The 26,573-nt window shown below is 73.9% G+C and carries 22 protein-coding genes; 14 read left to right on the forward strand and 8 right to left on the reverse strand.

Annotation, left to right across the window (positions count from 1 at the left end):
• Nucleotides 1-25 precede the first annotated feature (25 nt).
• On the reverse strand, nt 26-2,536 hold the full coding sequence (locus AC1VWI_RS28330) for a lysylphosphatidylglycerol synthase transmembrane domain-containing protein (protein ID WP_499516936.1): 2,511 nt from the start codon (nt 2,534-2,536) through the stop codon (nt 26-28).
• A 566-nt stretch (nt 2,537-3,102) separates the two neighbouring features.
• Here AC1VWI_RS28330 and AC1VWI_RS28335 point away from each other — a divergent pair.
• Together AC1VWI_RS28335 and AC1VWI_RS28340 are read left to right on the forward strand one after the other, a co-directional pair.
• Nucleotides 3,103-3,504 (forward strand): MGMT family protein, encoded by a 402-nt coding sequence (locus AC1VWI_RS28335; RefSeq protein WP_499513828.1) that lies wholly within the window; start codon nt 3,103-3,105, stop codon nt 3,502-3,504.
• A 234-nt stretch (nt 3,505-3,738) separates the two neighbouring features.
• Nucleotides 3,739-7,026, forward strand: a complete 3,288-nt coding sequence (locus AC1VWI_RS28340) for an ATP-dependent helicase (protein WP_499513829.1) — start codon at nt 3,739-3,741, stop codon at nt 7,024-7,026.
• Between the two features lie 10 nt (nt 7,027-7,036).
• On the opposite strand, the gene AC1VWI_RS28345 is transcribed toward AC1VWI_RS28340, so the two are convergent.
• Complete coding sequence (locus AC1VWI_RS28345) at nt 7,037-7,444, reverse strand: type II toxin-antitoxin system VapC family toxin (protein ID WP_499513830.1); 408 nt, start codon at nt 7,442-7,444, stop codon at nt 7,037-7,039.
• Nucleotides 7,441-7,719, reverse strand: a complete 279-nt coding sequence (locus AC1VWI_RS28350) for a type II toxin-antitoxin system Phd/YefM family antitoxin (RefSeq protein ID WP_499513831.1) — start codon at nt 7,717-7,719, stop codon at nt 7,441-7,443. The genes AC1VWI_RS28345 and AC1VWI_RS28350 overlap by 4 nt, the downstream gene beginning before the upstream one ends.
• Before the next feature lie 117 nt (nt 7,720-7,836).
• Between AC1VWI_RS28350 and AC1VWI_RS28355 the strand changes: the two genes are divergently transcribed.
• Genes AC1VWI_RS28355 through nudC form a run of 3 tightly spaced genes read left to right on the forward strand, consistent with a single transcriptional unit; the run spans nt 7,837 to nt 13,703 of the window.
• Entirely contained in the window at nt 7,837-11,307 is a 3,471-nt protein-coding gene (locus AC1VWI_RS28355) for an ATP-dependent helicase (protein WP_499513832.1), read from the forward strand.
• Between the two features lie 10 nt (nt 11,308-11,317).
• Complete coding sequence (locus AC1VWI_RS28360) at nt 11,318-12,706, forward strand: dipeptidase (protein ID WP_499513833.1); 1,389 nt, start codon at nt 11,318-11,320, stop codon at nt 12,704-12,706.
• Nucleotides 12,707-12,749: 43 nt separating this feature from the next.
• Entirely contained in the window at nt 12,750-13,703 is a 954-nt protein-coding gene (nudC, locus tag AC1VWI_RS28365; protein WP_499513834.1) for an NAD(+) diphosphatase, read from the forward strand.
• A 54-nt stretch (nt 13,704-13,757) separates the two neighbouring features.
• On the opposite strand, the gene AC1VWI_RS28370 is transcribed toward nudC, so the two are convergent.
• The gene (locus AC1VWI_RS28370; RefSeq protein WP_499513835.1) at nt 13,758-14,015 is read right to left on the reverse strand and encodes a glutaredoxin domain-containing protein; all 258 of its coding nucleotides are present in this window, start codon (nt 14,013-14,015) and stop codon (nt 13,758-13,760) included.
• A gap of 153 nt (nt 14,016-14,168) precedes the next feature.
• On the opposite strand from AC1VWI_RS28370, the gene AC1VWI_RS28375 reads away from it, so the two are divergent.
• The 5 genes from AC1VWI_RS28375 (at nt 14,169) to AC1VWI_RS28395 (ending at nt 17,857) form a co-directional block, all read left to right on the forward strand.
• Nucleotides 14,169-16,379 (forward strand): ATP-dependent DNA helicase UvrD2, encoded by a 2,211-nt coding sequence (locus AC1VWI_RS28375; protein WP_499513836.1) that lies wholly within the window; start codon nt 14,169-14,171, stop codon nt 16,377-16,379.
• A gap of 152 nt (nt 16,380-16,531) precedes the next feature.
• Nucleotides 16,532-16,822, forward strand: coding sequence for a hypothetical protein (locus AC1VWI_RS28380; RefSeq protein ID WP_499513837.1), 291 nt, complete (start codon nt 16,532-16,534; stop codon nt 16,820-16,822).
• Nucleotides 16,823-16,927: 105 nt separating this feature from the next.
• Nucleotides 16,928-17,275 (forward strand): WhiB family transcriptional regulator, encoded by a 348-nt coding sequence (locus tag AC1VWI_RS28385; RefSeq protein WP_499513838.1) that lies wholly within the window; start codon nt 16,928-16,930, stop codon nt 17,273-17,275.
• Nucleotides 17,272-17,583 (forward strand): putative WhiB-interacting protein, encoded by a 312-nt coding sequence (locus AC1VWI_RS28390; protein ID WP_499513839.1) that lies wholly within the window; start codon nt 17,272-17,274, stop codon nt 17,581-17,583. Before AC1VWI_RS28385 ends, AC1VWI_RS28390 begins: the two co-directional genes overlap by 4 nt.
• A gap of 73 nt (nt 17,584-17,656) precedes the next feature.
• Complete coding sequence (locus tag AC1VWI_RS28395) at nt 17,657-17,857, forward strand: hypothetical protein (RefSeq protein ID WP_326572546.1); 201 nt, start codon at nt 17,657-17,659, stop codon at nt 17,855-17,857.
• A gap of 22 nt (nt 17,858-17,879) precedes the next feature.
• On the opposite strand, the gene AC1VWI_RS28400 is transcribed toward AC1VWI_RS28395, so the two are convergent.
• Together AC1VWI_RS28400 and AC1VWI_RS28405 are read right to left on the reverse strand one after the other, a co-directional pair.
• The gene (locus tag AC1VWI_RS28400; protein WP_499513840.1) at nt 17,880-19,250 is read right to left on the reverse strand and encodes an ABC1 kinase family protein; all 1,371 of its coding nucleotides are present in this window, start codon (nt 19,248-19,250) and stop codon (nt 17,880-17,882) included.
• Nucleotides 19,251-19,320: 70 nt separating this feature from the next.
• A complete protein-coding gene (locus AC1VWI_RS28405) occupies nt 19,321-20,442 on the reverse strand; it encodes a TOMM precursor leader peptide-binding protein (protein ID WP_499516937.1) in 1,122 nt (373 codons plus the stop codon).
• Between the two features lie 216 nt (nt 20,443-20,658).
• On the opposite strand from AC1VWI_RS28405, the gene AC1VWI_RS28410 reads away from it, so the two are divergent.
• The 4 genes from AC1VWI_RS28410 to AC1VWI_RS28425 all read left to right on the forward strand — a co-directional run bounded on the left by AC1VWI_RS28410 (nt 20,659) and on the right by AC1VWI_RS28425 (nt 24,484).
• The gene (locus AC1VWI_RS28410) at nt 20,659-21,234 is read left to right on the forward strand and encodes a M48 metallopeptidase family protein (protein WP_499513841.1); all 576 of its coding nucleotides are present in this window, start codon (nt 20,659-20,661) and stop codon (nt 21,232-21,234) included.
• 87 nt (nt 21,235-21,321) lie between these two features.
• Nucleotides 21,322-23,010, forward strand: a complete 1,689-nt coding sequence (locus AC1VWI_RS28415) for a TerD family protein (RefSeq protein ID WP_499513842.1) — start codon at nt 21,322-21,324, stop codon at nt 23,008-23,010.
• A gap of 12 nt (nt 23,011-23,022) precedes the next feature.
• Nucleotides 23,023-23,706, forward strand: a complete 684-nt coding sequence (locus tag AC1VWI_RS28420; protein ID WP_326572541.1) for an AIM24 family protein — start codon at nt 23,023-23,025, stop codon at nt 23,704-23,706.
• Between the two features lie 16 nt (nt 23,707-23,722).
• On the forward strand, nt 23,723-24,484 hold the full coding sequence (locus AC1VWI_RS28425; RefSeq protein WP_499513843.1) for an AIM24 family protein: 762 nt from the start codon (nt 23,723-23,725) through the stop codon (nt 24,482-24,484).
• 33 nt (nt 24,485-24,517) lie between these two features.
• On the opposite strand, the gene AC1VWI_RS28430 is transcribed toward AC1VWI_RS28425, so the two are convergent.
• Together AC1VWI_RS28430 and AC1VWI_RS28435 are read right to left on the reverse strand one after the other, a co-directional pair.
• Nucleotides 24,518-25,045, reverse strand: a complete 528-nt coding sequence (locus tag AC1VWI_RS28430; RefSeq protein ID WP_499513844.1) for an NUDIX hydrolase — start codon at nt 25,043-25,045, stop codon at nt 24,518-24,520.
• Entirely contained in the window at nt 25,042-26,490 is a 1,449-nt protein-coding gene (locus tag AC1VWI_RS28435) for a zinc-dependent metalloprotease (RefSeq protein WP_499513845.1), read from the reverse strand. Before AC1VWI_RS28435 ends, AC1VWI_RS28430 begins: the two co-directional genes overlap by 4 nt.
• Nucleotides 26,491-26,573: the final 83 nt, after the last annotated feature.

A 26,573-nucleotide genomic window follows, 5' to 3' on the forward strand; every position in this document is an offset into this window, starting at 1 on the left:
GACATCCCCTGTCAGTGGGCCCGCGTCACAGCGCCTGCCGCCTGGTGAGCTGGGTGAAAGCCAGCCAGCCGGGCAGCACCGGCAGCCAGAAGGTCAGCACCCGGAACAGCAGCACCGCGGAGGTGGCCGTCGCCGAGTCCAGGTGGCCGATGGTGGTCAGACCGGCGATCAGCGCGCCCTCGACCGCGCCCAGGCCACCCGGGGTCGGGGCGGCGGAGCCCAGCGCGTTGCCCGCCAGGAAGATCACCGCGACCGCCGCGAAGTTCACCTCGCCGTGGAAGGTGCGGATGCTGGCATCCAGGCAGAGCACGAAGGCGAGGGTCAGCAGCAGCGTGCCGCCGATGCCCGTGGTGAGCTTCATCGGCTGCTGCAGCACGTCCAGCATGCGCGGCACCACCCCGGCGAACAGCGCCCGCACCCGCGTGGACACGAAGCGCCGCAACGGCGGCACCGCGGTGACGACCAGGAAGAGCACGCCGGCCGTCAGCAGGCCCGCCATCACCGTCCGGGACGGCGACAGGGAGGGCGTCTTCTCGGTGCCCGTGATGTAGCCGAACACCAGCAGCAGGCTGATGTGCGAACCGAGGCCGACCAGCTGCGAGGCCCCCACGCTCGCCACCGCCAGGCCCGGGCGCACGCCCGACTTCTGCAGGTAGCGCGTGTTGAGCGCCACGCCGCCGATGGCCGCGGGGGCCACCAGCTTCACGAAGGAACCGGCGACCTGCGCCAGCGTGGTGCGGACGAAGGACAGCTTCTCCGGCACGAAGCCGGACAGCGCCATCGCCGCCGCGACGTAGCTGAGCGCGGAGGCCAGCACGGCCACGATGACCCAGATCCAGTTCGCCTCGGCCAGCAGCGTCGCCGGGTCGATGCTGCTGATCTGGGAGAGCAGGAAGTACGCGGCGAAGGCGCCCGCGATGATGCTGATCAGCGTGCGCGGCCGCACCCGCTCCAGCCGTACCGGCTCCACCGGGGCCTGCGGACGGATGAGCAGCACCTGGTGGCGGATCCGGGTGAGCAGGTCCTCCTCGCGGACCCCGTCCAGCGCGTCCTCGATCGCCTTCTTCTCGGCCCGCCGCTCGGCCTTGGTCTCCTTGCCCGCGTCCTTGCCGGCTGCCTCACCCGCGTCACCGGTCACCCCGTCCGCCCGCCGGGCGCGGGACGCGGCCAGCACCGCCTCGCGTTCACGCTGCGCGCGCTCCCTGGCGAGCTGCTTCAGCGTGGCCCGGGTGGTGCGGCTGAGCGCGATCGGCTGCAGCAGCGGCAGGGAGTCGGCGACGGCGTCCGGGCCCAGCACGGCCACGGCCGAGGCCACCGACCGCTCCGGGCCGACGCGCAGCGCCAGGGTGGTGAGCAGCTGCGCCACGTCCATGCGCAGCACGATGTCGCCCGCCGCGATCTCCCCGCCGCGCAGGTCGGTCAGGAAGACGTCGCCGTGGCGATCCATCTTCAGCGCCTCGCCGACCAGCCTGCGGTGCGCGATCCGGCGCGACTGCAGCGCCCGCACCTGCTCCCAGGCGCCGTGCAGCACCTCGTCGGTGATCTCCTCGTCCGACAGCGCGTCCAGGGAGCGCCCGCCCATGTGCTCGTACACCAGCATCACGGCGTCCGGGCCCAGCTCGGAGGTGGCGATCAGCCGCGGGGCGTTGGCGCCGGCGGCGATGGCCGCGTAGGCCAGCAGCGCCTCCTGCTCCAGCGCCTGGCGCAGCGACTGCAGGCTGCGCCGCTGGGTGATCCCGCGCAGCTGGAGCCGGCGCCACATGCGGTAGAAGAAGCCGTGCGCCTGCTGCTCGCGGTCCACGACCGTGACGTCGAGCAGCGGGCCCTGCTCCAGGGTCACCAGGTAGCGGCGGCCCCGGTCGGAGTCGGGCGCGTCGGGGAACTCGTCCTCCGCGCGGACCGCGGTCAGCGGGGCGAAGCCCACCCGGCGCAGGCCCGCGAGCAGGTTCTGGCCGGTCGGGCGGACGTTCGGCGAGCCGACCCCGTAGAGCGTGCCGTACGCCACGGTCCAGCCGATGAGCACGGTCACGATGATCGAGAACGGTGTCGTGTAGCCGCCCACCAGCACCGCGAAGGAGTCCACGACCAGCACGAACCACAGCGCCACCCGCCAGCGCGGCCGCCGGGCCATGCCGACCGCCGTCATGTAGGCGATCACCGGGGCCAGGTAGCCGTGGACCGGGTCGGTGATCCCGCCGCCGGGCGCGTCACGGGTCAGCGCGTCCCGGATCGCCACCGGCGCCGCGTCCGACACCCACAGGTCGGTGGCGAGCGACACCCCGTGGGCCAGGACCGCGGCCAGCACGCCGTCCGCGATGCGCAGCCCGTCCCGCTTGATCAGCCGCTCCACGGCGAACGCCACGGGCACGATCAGCACCGCCACGGTCGCCAGCAGCCCGGCGATCGTGATCAGCGGCTCGGGCGCGTGCGTCGCGCCCTCGGCGATGTCCTGCTCCACGCCGGAGGTCGTCGCGTGCGCGAAGCCCGCGATCATCAGCACGATCGCGATGCCGAGGAGCCCGAAGAGGAAGCGCATGAGGTCGACGGGCCGGTGCACGCGCGCGGGCAGCAGCGGCTCGTCCCGCGCCACCGGGTCGGTGTGCGGGGTGGTGCCGGTGACGGACTCTTCGGCGCCGGGGCCGTCGGCGGTGCCGGGGGTCTCGATGTCCGGGGCCTCGGCGTCCGGGGTCTCGATGTCCGGGGCCTCGGCGGTGCCGGGGGTGTCGTCCTGGGCGTCGTCCCCGGACCGCGCGGGCGTCACCGCCGGCTGTCCGGCCGGGGCCTTCGATGTGGCGCGGGTCTCACCGCGCGGGGCGTCACCGGACGCGGACACGGCCTGCTCGGCGCGCTCGTCCGGAGCCGCCGGAGCGCCGTCCCCGGGGCCCTCGGAGGCAGCGGGGACCGCGCGAGCGGCTCCGTTCCCGCTCACGTCGTGCTCTCCTGCTGTCTCTTTTTGATCTCGTATCACCAGTCACCGCCCGGATGATGGTGGCACGAGCGGCGCGCGCATGGGCGCAGGAGGGGGCAATTCGCCGTCCCGGGCGCCCCCGCACGCGCGGGCGCCGGCCGCGACTGTCGGTGCCGTGGGGCACCATGTGACGGATGAGCAAGGACACCGCACACGACCCGGACGACGGTCCGGACGACGACGTCCAGGAGCTGCCCGCGTACGCGGAGCGCGTGCTGGACGTCGCCGAGCGGATCCCGCCCGGACGGGTCATGACCTACGGCGACGTCGCCGAGTGGCTGGAGGAGGGCGGTCCCCGGCAGGTGGGCCACGTCATGGCGCTGTACGGCGGGGCCGTGCCGTGGTGGCGCGTGGTGCGCGCGGACGGCGGGCTGCTGCCGGGCCACGAACTGCGCGCCCTGGAGCACTACCGCGCGGAGGGCACCCCGCTGCGCCAGGCCCCGCGGGCCGCGAAGGGCCACATACCCCGCCTCGACATGCGCAGGGCCCGCTGGGACGGCACGGACCCCGTGCCCGGCCCCGGCGGGGACGACTGACGACCGGACGCTCACACCATCCAGCTTCCGCCATCGGCGACCGGTTGATGCCATCGGCCGTCCGGACGGAGTACGGCGCCCCGCGCCCGGCCGCTCCCGCATCCGTACGGGAAGGACGGGACGCGCGGCGGTCCCGTCGGCCGGTGGCGTACCGTCGGCACCCGGCCTCCCCCGGCCACCGGCGGCACAGGCCGCCGCACACGCACCCGCACGCACACGGAACCGGCGAACCACGTGACCTCCTCCTCCACCCGCCAGACGGACGCCGTCGCACGGCGCTCCGGGGGGACGGTCGGGCCTTCCGGCGGCTACCGACTGCTACGGACCGCTCCGGAACCGGTGACGCCCCCTGAACTGGACGCCGCACAGCGCGCGGTGGTTGAGCACGCGGGCGGTCCGCTCCTGGTGCTCGCCGGTCCGGGCACCGGGAAGACCACCACCCTGGTCGAGGCCGTCGCCGAACGCGTGCGGCGCGGCACCGATCCGGAACGGATCCTCGTCCTCACCTTCAGCCGCAGGGCCGCGGGCGAACTGCGGGACCGCATGGCCGCCCGGATGGGCGGCGCGGCCGCACCGCAGGCGACCACCTTCCACTCGTTCTGCTACGCCCTGGTCCGCGCCCACCAGGACCCCGAGCTGTTCGCCGACCCGCTGCGGCTGCTGTCCGGCCCCGAACAGGACCTGGCGGTGCGCGAGCTCCTGGCGGGCGAGGCCGAACTGGAGCGGCGGGGACGGACCCGGGTGCGCTGGCCGGACGAGCTGCGCGCGGCGCTGACGACCCGCGGCTTCGCCGACGAGGTACGGGCCGTGCTGGCCCGCACCCGCGAGCTCGGCCTCGGCCCGCGCGCCCTGGCCGCGTCCGCCGGCCGCACCGGCCGCCCCGACTGGTCGGCGGCGGCCGGCTTCCTCGCCGAGTACCTGGACGTCCTCGACCTCCAGGGCGTCATCGACTACGCCGAACTGGTGCACCGCGCGGTGCTCCTGGCCGGGCGTCCCGAGGTGGCCCGCCACCTCGCCGGGGCCTACGAGGCCGTCTTCGTCGACGAGTACCAGGACACCGACCCGGCGCAGGTGCGGCTGCTGCAGGCGCTCGCGGGCGGCGGCCGCCACCTGGTGGCCTTCGGCGACCCCGACCAGTCCATCTACGCCTTCCGCGGTGCCGACGTGAACGGCATCCTCGGCTTCCCCGAGGCCTTCCGGCACGCCGACGGCCGCCCAGCCGGCGTCCGCGTCCTCACCACCTCCCGCCGTTCCGGTGCCGCCCTGCTGGCCGCCACCCGGCTCCTGACGCGGCGGATGCCGCTGACCCGGCTCCCGGCCGCCGCCGTCCGCGCCCACCGCGAGCTCGCGCCGGTCCGCGACGGCGGCTCGGCCGCCGTCCGCACCTACCCCACGCCCGGTGCCGAACTCGACGGCATCGCCGACGTGCTGCGCCGCGCCCACCTCGAGGACGGCGTCCCCTGGTCCGACATGGCCGTCCTGGTGCGCGCGGGTTCCCGCTCGCTGCCCGTGCTGCGGCGGGCCCTGACCTCCGCCGGGGTGCCGGTCGAGATCGACGGGGACGACCTCCCGCTGCGCGACGAGCCCGCCGTCGCCCCCCTCCTGCTCGCCCTGCGGGTCTGCGCGCACGCCGCCCTGCCCGACGCCGCGGAGCCGGGCCTGCGCGTCGAGGACGCGCTCACCCTGCTGGTCTCCCCGCTCGGCGGCATGGACGCCGCCGACCTGCGCCGCCTGGGCCGCGCCCTGCGCGAGGAGGAGCGGGCCGCCGGGGTCGTCGTACCGCGGCCGTCGGACGAGCTGATCGCCGAGGCGCTCGCGGAGCCCGAGCGGCTGGTGGCGCACGACCCGTCGTACGCACGGGGCGCCCAGCGGCTCGGCGGGCTGCTGCGCAAGGGGCGCGAGCTGCTGGCCGGCGGCGGCACCGCCGAGGAGGCGCTGTGGGAGCTGTGGGACGGCACCCCCTGGCCCGGCCGGCTGGAGCGGGCCGCGGCGCGCGGCGGCGCGGCCGGACGCAACGCCGACCGGGACCTGGACGCGGTGTGCGTGCTCTTCGACACCGCCGCCCGCGCCGAGGAGCGCACCGGCGGCCGTGGCGCGCTGAACTTCCTGGAGGAGCTGTCCGCCCAGGACATCGCCGCCGACGTGCTGACCCGGCGCGCCGTCCGGCCCGACGCCGTACGGCTGATGACCGCGCACCGCTCCAAGGGCCTGGAGTGGCGGCTCGTCGTCGTCGCCGGCGTCCAGGAGGGGCTCTGGCCCGACCTGCGCCGCCGCGGCTCGCTGCTGGAGGCCGACCGCATCGGCCGCGACGGCCTCGCGGAGCCGCTCACCCCGGGCGCCCTGCTCGCCGAGGAGCGCCGGTTGTTCTACGTCGCGGCCACCCGTGCCCGTGAGCGGCTCGTCGTGACCGCCGTGAAGGCCGCCGCCGACGACGGCGACCAGCCCTCCCGCTTCCTCACCGAACTCGGCGTCGAGCCCGTCGACGTCACCCACCGGGCCCGCCGCCCGCTGTCGGTCGCGGCCCTCGTCGCCGAGCTGCGCGCCACGACCGTCGACCCGGCCGCCTCCCCCGCCCTGCGCGAGGCCGCCGCCCGGCGCCTGGCGCGCCTGGCGGCCCTGGAGGACGCGGGCCAGCCGCTGGTGCCCGCCGCCCACCCCGAACGCTGGTGGGGCCTGTACGAGCAGACCCGCTCCGAGGTCCCGCTGCGGGACCGCGACCAGCCGGTCACCCTCTCCGGCAGCGCGCTGGACCAGCTGGCCAACACCTGTGCCCTGCAGTGGTTCCTCGGCCGCGAGGTGAAGGCCGAGCCGCCCTCCACGGCGGCGCAGGGCTTCGGCAACGTCCTGCACGTCCTCGCCGACGAGGTCGCCTCCGGCAGCACCCCGGCCGACCTGGACGTGCTCATGGAGCGGCTGGACTCGGTGTGGAACGCCCTGGCCTTCGACGCCCCCTGGAAGTCCCAGCAGGAGAAGGAGAACGCCCGGGCCGCCCTGGAGCGCTTCCTGCGCTGGCACGTCATGGAACGCGGCCGCCAGGCCGTCGCCTCCGAGCACGGCTTCGACGTCACCCTGGAGACGGGGGACGTGGCCGTCCGCATCCGCGGCAGCATGGACCGCGTCGAGACCGACGCCGAAGGCAACGCCTACGTCGTCGACTTCAAGACCGGCAAGGCCAAGCCCACCGCCGCCGAGGTCGAGGGCCACCCGCAGCTCGCCGTCTACCAGCTCGCGGTCCGCGAGGGCGCCGTCGACGAGCTCTTCCACGGCACCCGGCCCGCCCCCGGCGGCGCCGAGCTCGTCCAGCTCCGCCTCGGCGCCGCCCGCCGCGACGGCGGCGACACCCAGCCCACCGTCCAGCACCAGGAGGCGCTGAGCGGCGACTGGGCCGACACCCTGCTCGCCGGCGCGGCCGCCCGCGTCCTCGACGAGCGCTTCACCCCCTCCACCGGCCAGCACTGCGAGAACTGCGCCTTCCGGGCCTCCTGCAGCGGCCGCCCCGAGGGACGGCACGTGGTGGAGTGAGGCGGGGGTCTCAGCAGCCGGGGGCCTCGGCCCGCAGCCCGATGTCCTGGGCGGCCTTCAGCAGGCGCTGGTCGTACGTGACGAACACGAGTGGATCCGCGCCTGCCTGGCCGGCGAGCAGCTGCGCCGTCGCGAGGTGGATCGAGTCGAGCGGGCGGAGCAGTGGATCACCGTAGGCGCAGGCCGTGGCACGGACGGCTACGTCGATCTCGAACCGGTAGAGCCGGGTGATCACACCGGGGACGCCGGCGAGTGCCTGCGGGGCCGACCGGCGCAGAGCACGTGGGACCTCCATCTCGACGAGCGACGACGACACCAAAGGCTCGTTGGGGCGGTCGTTCAGCCAGGCGACCAACTCCCGGGTGCCCTGCTCCCGGCGGACCAGCTTCACGATCGCCGCCGAGTCCAGGTAGATCACCAGCGCTCCTCGTCGCGCATGTCGACGAGCGCGGCCGCCGTGTCGATCCCCGGATCGCCGAGCGCAGGCAGCACCGGGACCGGCCCCGAGGCCGCGGGTGGGGTGGCGCGTCCCTCGGCGACCATGCGGTCCAGTACGGACTGGCTGCCCGAGATGGGCACGAGACGGGCCACCGGGGTTCCGCTCACGGTCACCTCCAACGCTTCGCCGTGCTGGACGCGCGCGAGCACGGCACTGGTGTTCTGGTTCAGCTCGCGTACCGGGATGCGCTCCATGCTTCCAGCTCGTAGAACGCGATGTTCTACATCGGTGGAGCGGAATGCGCCCGGGTGGCATCCGGCGGGAACGGGCGGCGGCGGCCGCTGTCGGTGGTGCCCGATAACCTCCCCTTCGTGTCCTCCCTCATCACCGGTCCCGAGCAGCTCAAGGAGCTGCTGGGCATCCCGTTCACCCCGGAGCAGCTGGCGTGCATCACCGCGCCGCTCGCCCCGCAGGTGATCGTGGCCGGTGCCGGTTCCGGGAAGACCACGGTCATGGCGGCCCGCGTGGTGTGGCTGGTCGGCACCGGGCAGGTCGCCCCCGAGCAGGTGCTGGGGCTGACGTTCACCAACAAGGCCGCCGGCGAGCTCTCGGAGCGCGTGCGCAAGGCCCTCGTCCGGGCCGGGGTCACCGACCCGGACCCGGCGGACCCCGACCACGCGCCGGGCGAGCCGCAGATCTCCACGTACCACGCCTTCGCCGGACAGCTCCTGAAGGAGCACGGGCTGCGCATCGGGCTGGAGCCGACCGCGCGGCTGCTCGCCGACGCGACGCGCTACCAGCTGGCGGCGCGCGTCCTGCGGGCCGCGCCCGGTCCCTTCCCGGCGCTCACCAAGGGCATCCCGACCCTGGTCAGCGATCTGCTGGCGCTGGAGGGCGAGCTCGCGGAGCACCTGGTGCCGCCCGAGCGGCTGCTCGCCCACGACCGGGAGTGGCTCGCCGCCCTCGACGGCGTCCGGCTCACCAACGCGGATCTGCGCAGGCTCCCCGAGACGGCGCGCGCCCGCATCGACCTGACCGGGCTCGCCGCCGCGTACCGCGCCGAGAAGAAGCAGCGCGACCTGCTCGACTTCGGCGACCAGATCGCCCTGTCGGCGACGCTCGCCCGCACCCGCCCCGAGGTCGGCCGCATCCTGCGCGAGCAGTACGCCGTGGTGCTGCTCGACGAGTACCAGGACACCTCCGTCGCCCAGGGCCTGCTGCTCTCCGCCCTGTTCGGCGACGGCACGGGGCATCCGGTGACCGCGGTCGGCGACCCCTGCCAGGCCATCTACGGCTGGCGCGGCGCCTCGGTGGCCAACCTCGACGACTTCCCGCTCCACTTCGCGCACGCCGACGGGACGCCCGCCCGGCGCCAGTCCCTCTCGGAGAACCGGCGCAGCGGCGGCCGGCTGCTCGACCTCGCCAACGACCTCGCCGCCGAGCTGCGCGAGCGTCACGAGGGTGTCGAGGCCCTGCGGCCCGCGCCCGGTGCCGAACGGGACGGTGTCGTGCGCTGCGCGCTGCTGCCCACCCAGGAAGCGGAGATCGCCTGGATCGCCGACTCCATCGCGCACCTGGTCCGCACGGGCACCGCGCCCGGCGAGATCGCGGTGCTGTGCCGGGCCGCCGCTCACTTCGCCGACATCCACGCGGCGCTCGTCGCCCGGGACGTGCCGGTGGAGGTGGTCGGCCTGTCCGGGCTGCTGCACCTGCCGGAGGTCGCCGACCTGGTCGCCGTCTGCGAGGTGCTGCAGGACCCGACGGCCAACGCCGCCCTCGTCCGGCTGCTGACCGGGCCGCGCTGGCGGATCGGGCCGCGCGACCTGGCGCTGCTGGGACGGCGGGCCCGGCTGCTCGTACCGGGCCGCGGCGACACCGCGGACCGCCTGGCGGCCGCCGTGGAAGGCGTCGACCCGGCCGAGGTGATCTCGCTCGCCGACGCCCTGGAGACCTTCGTCGACGGAGAGCCCGACGACCACCTGCCCTTCTCGGCCGAGGCGCGGGTGCGCTTCGCGCGCCTGGCCACCGAGATACGCGAGCTGCGCCGGTCGCTGGCCGACCCGCTCATGGACGTACTGCACCGGGTGCTCGCCGTCACCGGCCTGGAGGTCGAGCTCTCCGCGTCCCCGCACGCGCTGGCCGCCCGCCGCCGGGAGACCCTGCACGCCTTCCTGGACGTGGCGGCCGGCTTCGCCTCGCTGGACGGCGAGGCCACGCTGCTGGCCTTCCTGGGCTTCCTGCGCACCGCCGCCCAGTACGAGAAGGGCCTGGACAGCTCGCTGCCCGCCGGCGAGAACACGGTGAAGGTGCTCACCGCGCACAAGTCCAAGGGGCTGGAGTGGGACGTCGTCGCCGTCCCCGGGCTGGTGCGCAAGGGCTTCCCGAGCGAGCGGGGCCGCGAGCTGTGGCACTTCAACGCCAAGGCGCTGCCGCACGCGCTGCGCGGTGACGCCGCCACCCTCCCCGACGTCGAGGAGTGGTCCCGGGCGGGCCTGGCCGCCTTCAAGGCGGCCATGGCCGAACACAACCGGGTCGAGGAGCTCCGGCTCGGCTACGTCACCTTCACCCGGCCGCGCTCCCTGCTGCTCGGCTCCGGCCACTGGTGGGGGCCCAGCCAGAAGCGGCCCTTCGGCCCGTCCGCCTTCCTCGACGCCCTGCGCGCGCACTGCGAGGCCGGCCACGGCGAGGTCGAGCACTGGGCGGAGGAGCCCGCGCCCGACGCCGTCAACCCGGCCCTGGCCCGTACGGCCGAGACGCCGTGGCCGCTGCCCCTGGACCCGGCCGCCCTGGCCCGCCGTCGCGAGGCCGCGCGCAAGGTGCTGGATCACCTGCGGACGCCGGCCGCGTACCCGGTGGCCGCCCCTCCCGACCCCGACTGGCCGCCGCCCCCCGAGGACGATGAGGAGCCGCCGTACGACGCGTACGACGCGTACGACGCGTACGACGACCAGTACGGCGAGGAGGACGCCGGCGACTGGGAGGACTGGTCCGACGACCGGCCGCCCGCCATCCCCGGGCAGCCCGGCCCGCACGGGCCCGTGCCCGCCTCCGTACCCGGGACCGCCTCGGTACCCGCGGCCGCGTCCGGGTTCGGCGGCGGTGAGGCGCTGCTCCCCGAGGAGGCCCGTGCCGTCGCCTCCTGGGACCGGGACCTCGACGCGCTCACCGAGGAGCTGCTCCGCTCGCGCGCGGCCGTCCGCGACGTCCCCCTGCCCACCACGCTCACCGCCTCCGCGCTGCTGCGGCTGGCCGCCGACCCCGACGGCTTCGCCCGCGAACTGGCCCGCCCCATGCCCCGCCCACCACGGCCCGCGGCCCGGCGCGGCACCCGCTTCCACGCCTGGGTCGAGTCCCGGTTCGAGGAACTGCCGCTGATCGCCCCCGAGGAGCTGCCCGGCATCGAGGGCGACGACGAGATCGCCGACGAGCGCGACCTCGCCGAACTCAAGGAGGCCTTCCTGCGGACCCCGTACGCCGAGCGCACCCCCTACCGCGTCGAGGCGCCGTTCCAGATCGACCTCGCTGGGAGGGTGATCCGCGGCCGGATCGACGCGGTGTACCGGGAGGGTGAGCGCTACGAGATCGTCGACTGGAAGACCGGTCGGGCCGGCACCGCCGACCCGCTGCAGCTCGCCGTCTACCGGCTCGCCTGGGCCGAGCGGCACGGAGTGCCGTTGTCACAGGTCACGGCCGCTTTCCTGCACGTGAGGACGGGGGAGCTGATCCGGCCCGAGGCGCTGCCCGGCCGGGCCGCGTTGGAACGCCTCCTGCTGGGCGGCCCGGAGCCCGGGCCGGGGGACGCGCCCGGTGCCGACGCCGAGGGTTCCGGCGCCGCCCGATAGGCTCAAGGACATGAGCACCACCCCGGACAGCGCCGTCCGCAGTTACGTCGGAGCACATCGTGACGCCTTCCTCGGCGACCTCGCCGAGTGGTTGCGCATCCCCTCCGTCTCGGCCGATCCGGAGCGTGCCGCCGACGTACGGCGCAGCGCCGAGTGGCTGGCGGCGAAGCTGAAGGAGACCGGCTTCCCGGTGGCCGAGGTGTGGGAGACCCCGGGTGCTCCCGCGGTCTTCGCCGAGTGGCCCTCCGACGCGGCGGACGCGCCGACGGTGCTGGTCTACGGCCACCACGACGTGCAGCCCGCCGCCCTCGAGGACGGCTGGGACGGCGAGCCCTTCGAGCCGCGGATCAGCGACGGCCGGATGTACGGACGGGGCGCCGCCGACGACAAGGGACAGGTGTTCTTCCACACACTCGGCGTCCGTGCCCACCTGGCCGCCACCGGCCGCACCGCCCCCGCGGTGAACCTGAAGCTGCTGATCGAGGGCGAGGAGGAGTCGGGCTCCCCGCACTTCACCGACCTCGTCCGTGCCCACGCCGGACGGCTCGCCTGCGACACCGTGATCGTCTCGGACACCGGCATGTGGGACGAGGACACCCCCACCGTGTGCACCGGCATGCGCGGCCTGGCCGACTGCCAGGTCGACCTGTACGGCCCCGACCAGGACATCCACTCCGGTTCCTTCGGCGGCGCCGTCCCCAACCCGGCGACCGAGGCCGCCCGGCTGGCCGCGGCGCTGCACGACGCGGACGGCCGCGTGACGATCCCCGGCTTCTACGACGGCGTCGTCGAGTTGACCGACCGCGAGCGCGAGCTGTTCGCCCGGCTGCCCTTCGACGAGGAGCGCTGGCTGCGCACCGCGAGGTCGCACGCGACGAGCGGCGAGGCCGGCTACTCCACCCTGGAGCGGGTCTGGGCCCGGCCGACCGCCGAGGTGAACGGCATCGGCGGCGGCTACCAGGGCCCCGGAGGCAAGACGATCGTGCCGTCCTCGGCGCAGCTGAAGCTGTCGTTCCGGCTGGTGGCCGGGCAGGACACCGACCGGGTGCAGCGGCTGGTCGCCGACTGGGTCGCCGCGCGCGTCCCCGCCGGGATCCGGCACGAGATCACCTTCTGGGGCGCCACCCGCCCCTGCCTGACCCCGCTGGACCACCCCGCGCTGGGCGCGGTGACCCGGGCCATGGGCCGGGCCTTCGGCAAGGAGGTCCTGTTCACCCGCGAGGGCGGCTCGGGCCCGGCGGCCGACCTGCAGGACGTGCTCGATGTCCCCGTCCTGTTCCTGGGAATTTCCGTGCCGTCCGACGGTTGGCACTCGGTGAACGAGAAGGTGGAACTCGACCTTCTGCTCAAGGGCGTGGAGACGTCCGCGTACCTCTGGAGCGAGTTCACGACTCTGTGAGCATCCGCATCCATCCGCGCGCTACGGGGAGTTGACAGCAATCTTGTCCGATACGTCCGGAACCGGAACCACCTTCGACGCGACGGCCTTCCCGCCGCCCCTCGCCCGCCCGTCGGGCGTGGACCGCGCCGCCGAGCACCGGCTCGACGAGGCGTGGCTGGCGGCGGCCTGGAGCCACCCGAAGACGCAGGTGTTCGTGGTCTCCGGGGGGCAGGTCCTGGTCGAGGACACCCCGGACGGCCGCACCGAGCTGGTCATGATGCCGAGCTTCGAGGCACCGGAGAGCGAGGTGCACCGCTACTTCCTCGGCGTCGACGAGGAGGGGGTGCGCTACTTCGCGCTGCAGAAGGACGCGCTGCCCGGACGCCTGGACGAGGCCGCCCGCCCGGCGGGGCTGCGGGAGGTCGGGGCCCTGCTGTCGGACCGCGACGCGGGGCTCATGGTGCACGCGGTCGCCCTGGAGAACTGGCAGCGCATGCACCGCTTCTGCTCGCGCTGCGGCGAGCGCACCGTGGTGGCCGCGGCGGGTCACATCCGCCGCTGCCCGGCCTGTGGCGCGGAGCACTACCCGCGCACCGACCCGGCGGTGATCATGCTGGTCACCGACGAGGAGGACCGGGCGCTGCTGGGCCGCCAGGCGCACTGGCCGGAGGGGCGCTTCTCGACGCTGGCCGGCTTCGTCGAGCCGGGGGAGTCCATCGAGCAGGCCGTGGTGCGCGAGGTCGCCGAGGAGGCCGGCGTGACCGTCGGCGAGGTGGGTTACGTCTCCAGCCAGCCCTGGCCGTTCCCCTCCAGCCTGATGCTGGGCTTCATGGCGCGCGCCACGTCCGCGGAGATCACCGTGGACGGCGAGGAACTGCACGAGGCGCGCTGGTTCTCCCGCGAGGAGTACCGCAAGGCGATGGAGACCGGCGAGGTGCTGCCGCCGTACGGGATCTCCATCGCGGCGCGGCTGATCGAGCGCTGGTACGGGATGCCGCTGCCGGCCCGCCGCTGAGCGCGGGCCCGTGCGGCCCGGCCGTGCCTGCCGCGCGGCCGGGCCGGGCCGGCCTCAGCCGGCGAGGGCCTGCTTGACCTGGGCCAGGCTCGGGTTGCTGAGCGCGACCGGCTCGGCGCCGCTCTTGGGGGACACCAGGAGGGTCGGGACGAGCTGGTTGCCCCCGTTGACGCTCTCGACGAACTTCGCCGAGTCCGGGTCCTGCTCGATGTTGACCTCCGTGAAGGTGATTCCCTCACGGTCCAGCTGACCCTTCAGGCGGCGGCAGTATCCGCACCACGTGGTGCTGTACATCGTCACAGTGCCGGACATCGGTGTTCGCTCCTCAAGGCGGGGGATGACGTCGATCCCGAGAACGCTAACCCCTCGCCTCGGCATTCCTTGCAATCGTTCGCGGTACGACCATCCCACCTCAGCTGTGGATAACTTTCCCGGCCGTCTCCCGGGACCTGGCAGCATGGCGGGGTGACTGCACCAACCCACACCCCGCTCTTCCCGGACTTCCCCGCCGTCCCGGACTCGGCGGACGCCGTGCTCGCCGGGCTCGACCCCGAGCAGCGCGCCGTCGCCACCGCCCTGCACGGCCCGGTGTGCGTGCTGGCGGGAGCCGGCACGGGCAAGACGCGCGCGATCACCCACCGGATCGCGTACGGGGTGCGGGCCGGGATGATGCAGCCCGCCAGTGTGCTCGCGGTCACCTTCACCGCCCGTGCGGCCGGTGAGATGCGCGGGCGGCTGCGGCAGCTCGGCGCGGGCGGCGTGCAGGCGCGCACCTTCCACTCCGCGGCGCTGCGCCAGCTGCAGTACTTCTGGCCGCGGGCCATCGGCGGCGAGATGCCGCGGCTGGCCGAGCGCAAGATCCAGCTGGTCGCGGAGGCCGGGGCGCGCTCCCGCATCCGGCTGGACCGCAACGAGCTGCGCGACGTCACCGGCGAGATCGAGTGGGCCAAGGTCACCCAGACCGTCCCGGAGGACTATCCGGCGGCCGCCGCCAAGGCGGCCCGGGACATCCCGCGCGACGCCGCCGAGATCGCCCGCATCTACACGACGTACGAGCAGCTCAAGCGCGACCGCGGGGTCATCGACTTCGAGGACGTGCTGCTGCTCACCGTCGGCGTCCTGGAGGACCGGCCGGACGTCGCCGAGGCCGTCCGCTCCCAGTACCAGCACTTCGTCGTCGACGAGTACCAGGACGTCAGCCCGCTGCAGCAGCGGCTGCTCGACCTGTGGCTCGGCGGCCGGGACAACCTCTGCGTCGTCGGCGACGCCTCGCAGACCATCTACTCCTTCACCGGTGCCACCCCGGAGTTCCTGCTCGGGTTCCGCAGCCGGCACCCGGAGGCCACGGTGGTCAAGCTGGTCCGCGACTACCGCTCCACCCCCCAGGTGGTGCACCTGGCCAACGGGCTGCTGTCCCAGGCCCGGGGCCAGGCCGCCCAGCACCGTCTGGAGCTGGTCTCGCAGCGCGAGGCCGGCCCCGAGCCGGTCTACACCGAGTACGCCGACGAGCCCGCCGAGGCCGAGGGCACCGCCCGGCGGATCCGCGAGCTGATCGACGGGGGCGTGCGGCCCAGCGAGATCGCCGTGCTCTACCGGGTGAACGCCCAGTCCGAGGTCTACGAGCAGGCGCTGGCCGACGCCGGCGTGCCGTACCAGCTGCGCGGGGCCGAGCGCTTCTTCGAGCGTCCCGAGGTCCGCGAGGCCGGGATGCTGCTGCGCGGGGCCGCGCGGGCGGGCGGCGGTTCCGACCCGGGTCTGGACGACGCGGACCTGCCCGCGCACGTGCGGGCGGTGCTCAGCAGCCGCGGCTGGTCCTCCGAGCCCCCGGCCGGGTCGGGCGCGGTCCGCGACCGCTGGGAGTCGCTGGCGGCCCTGGTGCGACTCGCCGAGGACTTCGCGCGGGCCCGGCCGGAGGCCACGCTCGCGGACTTCGTCGCCGAGCTCGACGAACGTGCGGGCGCCCAGCACGCCCCGACCGTCGAGGGCGTCACCCTGGCCTCGCTGCACGCCGCCAAGGGCCTGGAGTGGGACGCGGTGTTCCTGGTCGGCCTGACCGAGGGCACGATGCCGATCACCTACGCCAAGACCGACGAGCAGGTAGAGGAGGAGCGCCGGCTGCTCTACGTCGGCGTCACCCGCGCCCGGTTCCACCTCGCCCTGTCGTGGGCCCTGTCCCGCTCGCCGGGCGGTCGCGGCGGCAGGCGGCCCTCGCGCTTCCTGGACGGGCTGCGGCCGGGTTCGGCGGCCCGGGGCAGGGCGGGCGGTCGTTCGGCCGCCACGGGCGGCGTGGAGCGCGGCCCGGGCGGCAGGAAGCGGCGCGGGCCGGTGCAGTGCCGCGTGTGCGGCCGCACCCTGTCCGACGCGGGTGAGATCAAGCTGATGCGCTGTGAGGACTGCCCCTCCGACATGGACGAGGCGCTGTACGAGCGGCTGCGCGAGTGGCGGGTGGAGCAGGCCAAGGCACTGGGCCAGCCGGCCTACTGCGTCTTCACCGACAAGACGCTGCTGGCGATCGCCGAGGTGCGGCCCACCACGGAGGGTGAATTGTCCGTCATCTCCGGGGTCGGGGCCCGCAAACTGGACAAGTTCGGCGCCGACGTCCTCGCCCTGTGCACGGGGCGGGAGCCCGTCGGCGAGGCCGGTGACGAAGCTGTTGCGGAAGAGCCCGGAAAATAGTTTGCGCGCCCCGAGGAAATCCCCATAGCCTGCGTGAGCGCGAACGGCGCGGCTCTGTGAAGGACCTTCCCGGAGCGGTGCGATCCGTGATGTACTGACCCAGCACCACCTGTCAGACCAGCCCAACGAGACGCCGAGAGGAGGCGAGACCAGTGACCAGGTTCATGACGAAAATGACCGATCGTCCGGTCGCCGCCGCCTGCTCCCTTGGTGCCTCGCTCCGTGGCACCGGTCTGTCCAGCCGCCTGTCCGGCGGTCTGCCCACCACCGTTCTCTCCATCCGGGAGCGCGGCGGCGAGCGACCGACGCAGGCGCCGGCGGTGGCAGTAATGGCTGAGGCCCAGGCCTATGCCTTTGCGGCGACCAATGGTGCCGGAACCCAGAAGCAGCAGCACCCGAAGTGGGCCTCCCGCGGGCTCGAACCCTGGAGTGATCCAGCCTGATCGACGATCAGGCCGGCACCTCCAGGGCCGCGGAATCCCAGACCGGGATCCGCGGCCCTTCTGTTTTCCCCACCCCCCGACAAACAGATGAGGAACGAAGCGATCGTGCATCTCACCCCGCACGCACCGTCCGTACCCGCCCCCGTACGCCCGCCTGACCCGGAGGTCCCCTTGCTGCCCCTCACCGAGCTCGACGACGAGATCGACCGCCTCGGCGTCCCCGTCCCGTGCCGGACCTACGACCCGGAGGTCTTCTTCGCCGAGTCCCCGGCCGATGTCGAGTACGCCAAGTCGCTCTGCCAGACCTGCCCGGTCCTCGAGGCCTGCCTCGCCGGCGCGAAGGACCGCCGTGAGCCCTGGGGTGTCTGGGGTGGAGAGCTCTTCGTGCAGGGCGTCGTGGTGCCGCGCAAGCGTCCCCGTGGCCGTCCGCGCAAGAACGCGGTTGTGGCATGAAGCGCCCTGCCGTCGGAACGATCGACCGTCCCCTCACGCACGACCCCAAGAAGCAGGCCCCGATGAACCCGTCCGCCACCGAACGCCCCGCCCCGCCCTCCGACGCTCCCGCTGAGCGTCAGAACAGGAACCTCGAAATGCAACTCATGCCAGAAGCCATGGCGCGTGCCCATATGCAAGAGCGCCTCTACGAGGCCGAGCACGAACGGATGGCCCTCCGCGTGCTCAACGCCCGGCGCCTGCAGCGCCGCGCCGAACGCGCCTCGCTGCGCGCCCGCCGGGCGCTGGCGATGGCCGTGATGCAGTAGCGCTCACACATCGGCAACGACACACAACCGCGGGGCCGGTCGATTTCGACCGGCCCCGCGGTATCGTCACGAAGTGGACCAGAAGACTCAATTCGAACGGGTCGGGACTGCTCCCACCACGACGACGTGCGCCCGCTGCGGGGCCGTCGCCGAGGGACTCCCCCTCACCTGGACCTGCTCCGTCGAGAACGGCAGCCGCGTGTACTTCTGCGACGACTGTGCCCGCACCAACATCCGCAGTATCGAGGGCCGGCTGGACTCCTCCTGGTGGTAGGGCCGTCCCGGCCCCCCTGTGGCTAGGCCGAGGCGTCCTCGGCCTCGGGCAGCGGGGCCAGGTCCTCCCCGGAGAAGCCCGGCAGCCACTCGAGCAGCTCGTCCCGCAGCCTGACCGTGGCCGCCAGCTGGCACAGCACCCCGATGGTGCTGAGCGTCACCCGGTGGATGAGCAGGTACGAGGGCGGCAGGTTGAGCTGCTTGCCCAACTGGTGCGCGGGTGAGCGCGGGTCGGCGACCCGCGCCGCCTGCGCGCGCATCCAGCCACGCGCGAAGGTGAACTCGTCCACCGCCGCGGGCTCGATGATCGGCCGCAGGTAGTCCAGCACGGCGTCCGGGTCGAGTGCGATCGTCGGCTTGACGAAGCCCTCCTGGCGGAGCATCGAGTGCACCGACTCCGCGTCGTCGGCCAGCGCCAGGCGCAGCGCCGTCCCTATCGGCACCGGCAGGCCCTCCGGCAGGCGGTCGACGGTGCCGAAGTCGAGCACGCCCAGCCGCCAGCCCTCCGCAGGGCCGTCGTCGACGAGCAGCCGGAAGTTGCCCGGGTGCGGGTCGGCGTGGAGCAGCCCGGTGCGGGCCGGGCCGGCGAACAGGAAGCGCGCCAGCAGCTGACCGGCGCGGTCGCGCATCTCCGCCGTGCCCCGCGAGATCACCTCCGCCAGCGGCACCCCGTCCATCCACTCCGTGACCAGCACCTGGTCCGTGCGGTGCACCACGTCCGGCACCTCCACGTCCGGGTCGTCGGCGAACTCCACCGCGTGGGCGTGCTGGGCCTGTGCCTCCAGCTCGTAGTCCAGCTCCTCCGAGACCCGGTCGCGCAGCTCCGAGATCAGCGGCTTGATGTCCATGCCGGGGATCAGCGGCCCGAACAGCCTCGCCACCCTGCCGAGTTGGTTGAGGTCCGACAGCAGGGCGTCCCCCGCGCCGGGGTACTGGACCTTCACCGCGACCTTGCGGCCGTCGTGCCACACGGCCCGGTGCACCTGCCCGATCGAGGCGGCCGCCGCCGGCTGGTCCTCGAACTCGATGAAGAAGGTGCGCCAGTCCTCGCCGAGGCGCTCGGCCAGTACGGCGTGCACGGTGCGGGCGGGCATCGGCGGCGCCGCGTCCTGCAGCTTGGTGAGGGCGGCGCGGTAGGGGCCCGCGACCTCCTCGGGCAGGGCGGCCTCGAAGACCGACAGGGCCTGCCCGAACTTCATGGCACCGCCCTTCAGCTCGCCGAGGACCTTGAAGAGCTGTTCGGCCGTCCGCTCCTGCAGCTCGGTGGCGACCTCTTCCGCGGGGCGCCCGCCGAGCCGCTTGCCCAGTCCCAGTGTCGCCCGCCCGGCGAATCCCAGTGGGAGCGCCGCCAACTTGGCGGTACGGGTCACGGCTTTGCGCGGAAGATCAGACATGCGCCCCCTCTTTCCGATCGGTCACGTCGTCATTGTCCCCCTCCCCTCCCGGACCATGGCACCGGCCGTGTCACAAACCTCCGGCGTCGTCCGCCGCGCCGGCACCCGCGGCGTGCGCACCGCAGCCGCATCTGCGGTCACCCGGCACCGGCCGCACCTCCGTCGTGAGCCGGGCCAGGCCCATCTCGACGCGCCCCCCGCAGCTCGGCGGCCGGCCGCCGTCGACGAAGGCCAGGGCGTGCGCCGCGGCGAGCCCCGCGACCGTGGTGGCCAGCGCGACGTCGCAGGCGGGGACCCCGCTCCGCCCGGACCTCAGCTGCGCCAGCACCCTGGGCCAGGCCGCGTCGGCGTCCGCCATCCGCAGTCCCAGACATTCCGCACACCCCGTGCTCCCCGGCACCACCAGGGGACCCACCACGCCCCGGCCTTCCAGCACCCCCGCGTACAGATGGGGGATCCCGGCGGCCATCAGCGGTTCGGCCTCCTGGGCGTCAGGGGCGTAGGCGGCCAGACCGTCGCGCGGCGCGACCACCACCAGCGACAGTCCGGGCTCGGGCGCGGCGGACGGCCCCCGGCGGCCCACCGCCGCCGCCCGCGGATCGGGCGCCGCCCTGCGCACCAGACCCCGCGCCGCCGCGTCCCGGCGCTCACCGATGTGCTCGGCGGGGATGCCGCCCGGAGCGGTGTCCCAGGGCTCGACCCGGCCGCCGTCGCGCACGTCGACCCGGCCGACCCCCGCCGCGGAGAGGACCGCCGCGACGGTCGCGCCGACCCGGCCCGCCCCGGCCACCCGTACGCGGGCCGCCCGCCGCCGGCCCATCCGGTCCGCCGCACCACCGGGGTCGGAGTGCACCACGGACAGCGCCGCCAGGTCGGGGCGGAGCCGGTCCAGCGCGGCTGAGTGGTGCCGTATCGTCTCGGACAGCTCGGCGTGCGCCGTCGCGTCGTCGAGCACACCGCCCTCGGCCAGCAATCCGAGCAGCCGCCGCGCCTGCGGGGGCCGCAGCCCCAGCGATTCCGCTTCGCGGGCGAGCGGACCGAGTCCGCGCGTGCCGTCGAGCAGGTCGAGGAAGGCGGCGGCAGCACCGTCCACCGGGTCCAGGACCACCGCGTGCGCCGGGTCGACGCCGAATTGCAGGCTTTCGCGGCTGCGCCAACTGCGGCGCATCGCCGGCTTGAGCATGGGACGCATCGCCACCCCCGTGGGCAGAGTTCCCGATCGAGAGATCGTTCCGATTCCGTGTCAGGCCAGCATGCCCGATATCCCCGCACGGGCCGGGAAAGTTATCCACAGGCGATGCAAATGATCATTCGATATGACTACAGCCCGGTATCTCTCTGCTCTCCTTTCTCACCGAGCACCCCCGCGGGCGGGACTTCCCGGACCCGGTGCGGGTAACGTCGGGGCGTGTCCGCCGACCCCGCCCAGAGCCTTTCCGGCCAGCCCCCGCGCGCCCCCCGGACCAGCGCGGTCGAAGTGCGCCGAAGCGCCCGTCGACGCCGGACGGTGTCGGCGTACCGCGAGGGCGACGTCACCGTGGTCCTCATCCCCGCCCGGATGTCCGTCGCCGAGGAGAAGCGCTGGGTGACGGTCATGCTGGACAAGCTCGCCGCCCAGGAGAGCCGCCGCAGGCTCGGCGACGACGGACTGGCCGCCCGCGCCGCGCAGCTGTCCGCGCAGTACCTCGGCGGCCGCGCCATGCCGCGGACCGTGCGCTGGGTCACCAACCAGAACTCCCGCTGGGGCTCGTGCACACCGGCCGAGGGCAGCATCCGCCTGTCCCACCGCCTCCAGGGCATGCCCGAGTACGTCGTCGACTACGTGCTCCTCCACGAGCTCGCCCACCTCCTGGTGCCCGGCCACGGGCCGGACTTCTGGAAGCTGCTGGAGCCCTACCCGCGCACCGAACGTGCGCGCGGGTACCTCGAGGGCGTCGCCGCCGCGGCCCGGCTGCCCCACCCGCCCACGGCACGCGAGGAATAACGGGGGAATAGCCCCTGTCACGGCCAGCGGTTAGCCTGGCGCAACGCAACAAGTACGTACGTACGGATGGGGGGACGGTCCTTAGCAATGGCCAGGGAATTCCAGCGCGGCCACAAGGCCAAGATCAGTGACCTGACCGCAGGGACGGATCTGTACATCGGCGTGCAGATCAGCGGCCCCGGTCTCGGCTTCGACATCAGCTGCTTCGGGCTCGACGCCGGGGAACAGCTGTCCGACGACCGCTACTTCATCTTCTTCAACCAGCCCAAGTCGCCCGAGGAGGCGATCCAGCAGCTGGGGGCGCAGGCCGGGGACACCGAGTCCTTCCGCGTGACGCTGGACCGGATCCCCGCGCAGATCCAGAAGCTGAGCTTCACCGCGACGATCGACGGCGCCGGGCAGATGTCGCAGATCGGCCCGGGCTACGTCAGGATCGTCGCCGGGGGCGAGGAGGTCGCCCGCTACACCTTCACGGGCGCCGAGTTCAGCACCGAACGCGCGGTCATGCTCGCCGACTTCTACCTCAAGGACGTCTGGCGCTTCGCCGCCGTCGGCCAGGGCTTCGACGGCGGGCTCGATGCCCTGCTGAAGAACTTCGGCGGCGAGGTCGCCGAGGAGCAGCAGGCGGCGCCGCAGCAGCCCGCCGCGGCACCGGGCTTCGGGCCTCCGGCGGGTGCCGCGCCCGGGTTCGCGCCCCCGGCGGCCGCCGCGCCGCCCGCCCCGCCGCAGCCCGCACCGGCCTTCGGCGCTCCGCCCGCACCGGCTCCGGCCCCCGTGCACGCCGCCCCCACCATGGTGGCGCCGATGACCACGCCGACGCAGGCCCCGCCGCAGGCGCCCCCGGGCCAGCCGCCGTTCGGCCAGGTCCCGCCGCCGCAGGCGCCTCCGGGCCAGGTCCCCGGCCAGATGCCGGGTCAGCCGCCTTACGGCCAGCCCGCGCCGGGCCAGCCCCCGTACGGCCAGCCCTCCTACGGTCAGCCCGTCCCCGGTCAGCCGATGCCGGGTCAGGGCATGCCCGGTCAGCCCGCGTTCGGTCAGCCCGCGTTCGGTCAGCCCGCGTTCGGCCAGCCGCCGCAGGCCCCGCACGCCGGCCAGGTCCCCCAGACCCCGGGCGCCGGGCTGGCGGCCGCGATGCAGAAGTACCGCGAGCTGCCCACCGGCCAGCGCTGGACCCAGCAGAACGCGAAGCTGATGCGCGCCGACCTCTCGCAGGCCGGCGGCCAGCCCGTGCTCGCCCGTCAGGGCAGCATGGTGCTCTACCAGGGCAAGGTCGAATTCGGCTACAAGGGCGCCGGGTTCACCGGCCGCATCGTCGGCAACATGACCGGCCAGGAGATGCAGCTGATGCGCTGCACCGGCCGCGGCCAGGTCTTCTTCGCCGAGGACGCGTCCTACCTGCACCCCATCGAGCTCCAGGGCGACGCCATCTGCGTCTCCGCCGAGAACGTGCTCGCCTTCGACGAGTCCCTCCAGCACGAGGTGCGCCGCATCGAGGGTCACGGCATCCCCGGCGGCGCCCTGTTCACGATGCAGTTCCAGGGCACGGGCACCGTCGTGGTCAAGACCCACGGCACCCCGGTGGTGCTGCCGGTCACCCCGACCACCTACGCCGACAGCAACGCGATCGTCGCCTGGTCGGCGGCCTCGCAGGTGGTGCTCTCCAGCCAGGTGCGGCTGCGCAGGAACGCCTACCCGGGACACAGCGGGGAGACCGTGAACCTGCAGTTCCGGGGCGCCCCCGGCAACTTCATCATCGTCCAGCCGTACGAGGTCTGAGGGGAGCCCGTCATGGACCAGTCACTGATCTCCGGGTACGCCCCGGCACCGGTCACCGCCCGCATGGAGAACCACGGCAGCAGCATGCTGAAGGTGGCGATGCAGAGCGGCCAGGACCTCTTCGCGCGCACCGGTTCGATGGTCGCCTACGAGGGCTTCGTCCAGTACGAGCCCAACCCGCCCGCCGTCCGCCAGATGGCCTCGCAGTGGCTCACCGGCGAGGGCGCACCGATCATGAAGTGCTCCGGCGACGGACTGCTCTACCTCGCCGACTACGGCGCCGACGTCGTCTGCGTCTACCTCAACAACGAGGCGCTGTCGGTCAACGGAAGCAATCTGCTCGCCTTCGACGCCCACCTCCAGTGGGGCGTGGAGCGGGTGAAGGGCCTGGCCAAGTTCGCCGGCCAGGGTCTGTTCAACGTCGGGATCTCGGGCACCGGCTGGGTGGCCATCACCTCGCGCGGCACCCCGGTCGTGGTCGACTGCGGCCGCGGCGAGGACGAGACCTACGTCGACCCGGACGCCCTCGTGGCCTGGTCGAGCGGGCTGAAGACGAAGGCGAAGCGCAGCTTCAAGGCGTCGGCCCTCATCGGGCGCGGCAGCGGCGAGGCCTTCCAGATCGGCTTCTCCGGTCAGGGCTTCGTCGTCGTACAGCCCAGTGAGGACAGCACCGACCGCCTCCGAGTCCGGGGCTGAGGGGGAGCGAGACACCATGCAGAGCCCGCTTTTCGGCTACACCGAGGTCCAGACCGAGGACCAGTACGCACTCCAGAACCCGTACCTGCTGCGGGTCAAGCTCGACGGCCGCACCGACTGCCTGGCCCGCAAGGGCGCCATGGTCGCGTACCAGGGCCTGATCGAGTTCGACGGCGAGTACCAGAGCCACGCCCAGCGCACCGCCCGCCACCGCACCGGGGAGGGCCTGGAGCTGATGCGCTGCTCCGGGCAGGGCACGGTCTACCTCGCCAACCTGGCCCAGCACATCCACGTCGTCGACGTGGACCAGGAGGGCCTGACCGTGGACGGCGCCTATGTGCTGGCGCTCGACTCCGGGCTGCACTGGGAGGTCATCTCCGTCGACAGCCAGTTCGGCATCTCCGGCAGCGGCGCCTACAACCTCAACATCACGGGGCGCGGCAAGGTCGCGCTGATGACCTCGGGCAAGCCGCTGCTGATGCCGGTCACCCCGGACAAGTACGTCTCGGCCGACTCCGACGCGGTCGTCGCCTGGTCGTCCTCGCTCCGGGTGCAGATGCAGGCGCAGACCAGTTCCTCGGGCGTCTGGCGGCGGCGCGGCAACACCGGCGAGGGCTGGGAGCTCAACTTCCTCGGCCAGGGCCACGTCCTGGTGCAGCCCAGCGAGCTGATGCCGCCGCAGAACGCCCAGCTCGGCGGTGGCGCCGCCGCCCAGTACGGCTTCGGCCAGCAGGGCGCGCACGGGATGAACCAGGGCAACATCTTCAGCAACCGCTGAGCTCCCGCCGCCGGTCCCGCCCCGCGCGCCGCCTCAGAGCAGCGCGCGGGTGCGGGCCAGCAGCGTCCGGACGGAACCGTCCGCGACGTCGGCGACCTCGTCGTAGGAGAACCACTTCAGGTCCAGCGACTCCTCGCTGATCTCCTCCACCGCGCCGGGCGGCGCGACGGCGGCGTACTGCACGTCGAGGTGCCAGGCGCACGGCGTCAGGTGCCGGTCGAGGTTGACCGGCCCGGGACGCAGCAGGGTGAGTCCGGGGATGCCCGACTCCTCGACGCCCTCACGCAGCGCGGCTGCGGCCAGCGAGGTGTCCTGCGGCTCGCAGTGCCCGCCCATCTGGAGCCACATGCCGAGCTTCTTGTGCAGGGTCAGCAGCACCCGCCCGCGCTCCGGGTCCACCACCAGGGCGCTGCCCGTGACGTGTCCCTCGGCGCAGGCCTTCCACATGCCGTCCGGGTGCGCCTCCAGGTGGGCCAGGTAGGTCTCCCGGAGCCGCTCCTGCCCCGTGTCGGGCGCGGACCAGTCCTTCAGGACGCGTACGGCGTCGTCGTGCAGGCTCACTTCTCGTCGTCGCCCTTGCCCTCGTCGGTACCGTCGTGCTCGTCCTCGTCCCGCCGGACGTCCTTCCCATGGCCGCCCGCGGCCTCGCCGAGGATCTTGTCCAGCTCGGAGAAGTCCAGCTGCTCGTGGTGGACGAAGCCGTCGGGGTCGTCCAGGTCGGCGGCGGTCGGCAGCATGTCGGGGTGGGCCCACAGCCCGTCGCGCCCGTCGACGCCGCGCGCGTCGGTGAGCGAGGCCCACAGCCGGGAGGCGTCCCGCAGCCGGCGGGGCCGCAGCTCCAGGCCGATCAGCGTGGCGAAGGTCTGCTCCGCGGGGCCACCGCTCGCCCGGCGCCGGCGCAGCGTCTCGCGCAGTGCCCCGGCCGACGGCAGGTGCGGGGCGGCGGCCGCGTGCACGACCGCGTCCACCCAGCCCTCGACGAGGGCCAGGGCCGTCTCCAGACGGGCCAGCGCCGCCTTCTGCGCGGGGGTGTCCTCGGGCTGGAACATGCCCTGCTGCAGGGCGTCCTGGAGCGCCTCGGGGTTCGACGGGTCGAGCTGGCCGACCGCGTCCTCCAGCTTCGCGGTGTCCACCTTGATACCGCGGGCGTACCCCTCGACGGCGCCGAACAGGTGTGCCCGCAGCCACGGCACGTGGGCGAACAGCCGCTGGTGCGCCGCCTCGCGCAGCGCCAGGTAGAGCCGGACCTCGTCCTGCGGCACGCTCAGGCCCTCGCCGAAGGCCTCCATGTTGGCGGGGAGCAGCGCGGCCTTGCCGGCCGGGCCGAGCGGCAGGCCGATGTCGGTCGAGCCCACGACCTCACCGGCGAGCGTGCCCAGCGCCTGCCCGATCTGCGTGCCGAACATGGCGCCGCCCATGGAGCGCATCATGCCGAGCAGCGGGCCCGCCATGGCCTGCATCTCCTCGGGCAGCACATCGCCCATCGCCGTCCCGACGCGCTCGGCGACCGGGTCGACCAGCTCCTTCCACACGGGCAGGGTCGCCTCGACCCATTCGGCCCGGCTCCACGCCACGGCCGAGCCGGCGCCGGAGGGCATCGACGTCACCCCGTCGAGCCACAGGTCAGCCAGCCGCAGCGACTCCTGGACCTTCGCCCGGTCCGCGGGACCCACGCTGACGTCCTTCGAGCCGTCCGGGGTGCCCTGGGCCACCGTCTGCCGGGCGATGTCCTTGGCCATGTCCCAGTTCACCGGGCCGCCCTCGTACGAGAGCATCTGGCCCAGCTGCTGGAAGGCCGCGCCCAGGTCGTTGGGGTTCAGCGAACCGAACATGGCGGCGAACGGGTTGTCCCCGCCGGCGCCGCCGCCGAAGGGATTCCCGCCGCCGTAGCCGAAGGGATTGGCCGGTCCCCGGGAGCCGCCGCCGGAACCGCCGGACTTCTTGCCGTCGTCCCCTTCCTCGGGCTCCTCGGGAGGGACTCCGAATCCGAATGGGATGTCGCTCACGGTTTCCTCGGCTCTGTGTGTTGTGGGCTGTACCTCCAGCCTAGACACCCGTCAGGCAGGATGGCTGCGTACGGACCGCGGTT

The sequence above is a fragment of the Streptomyces sp. TOM-9 genome (assembly GCF_056858595.1).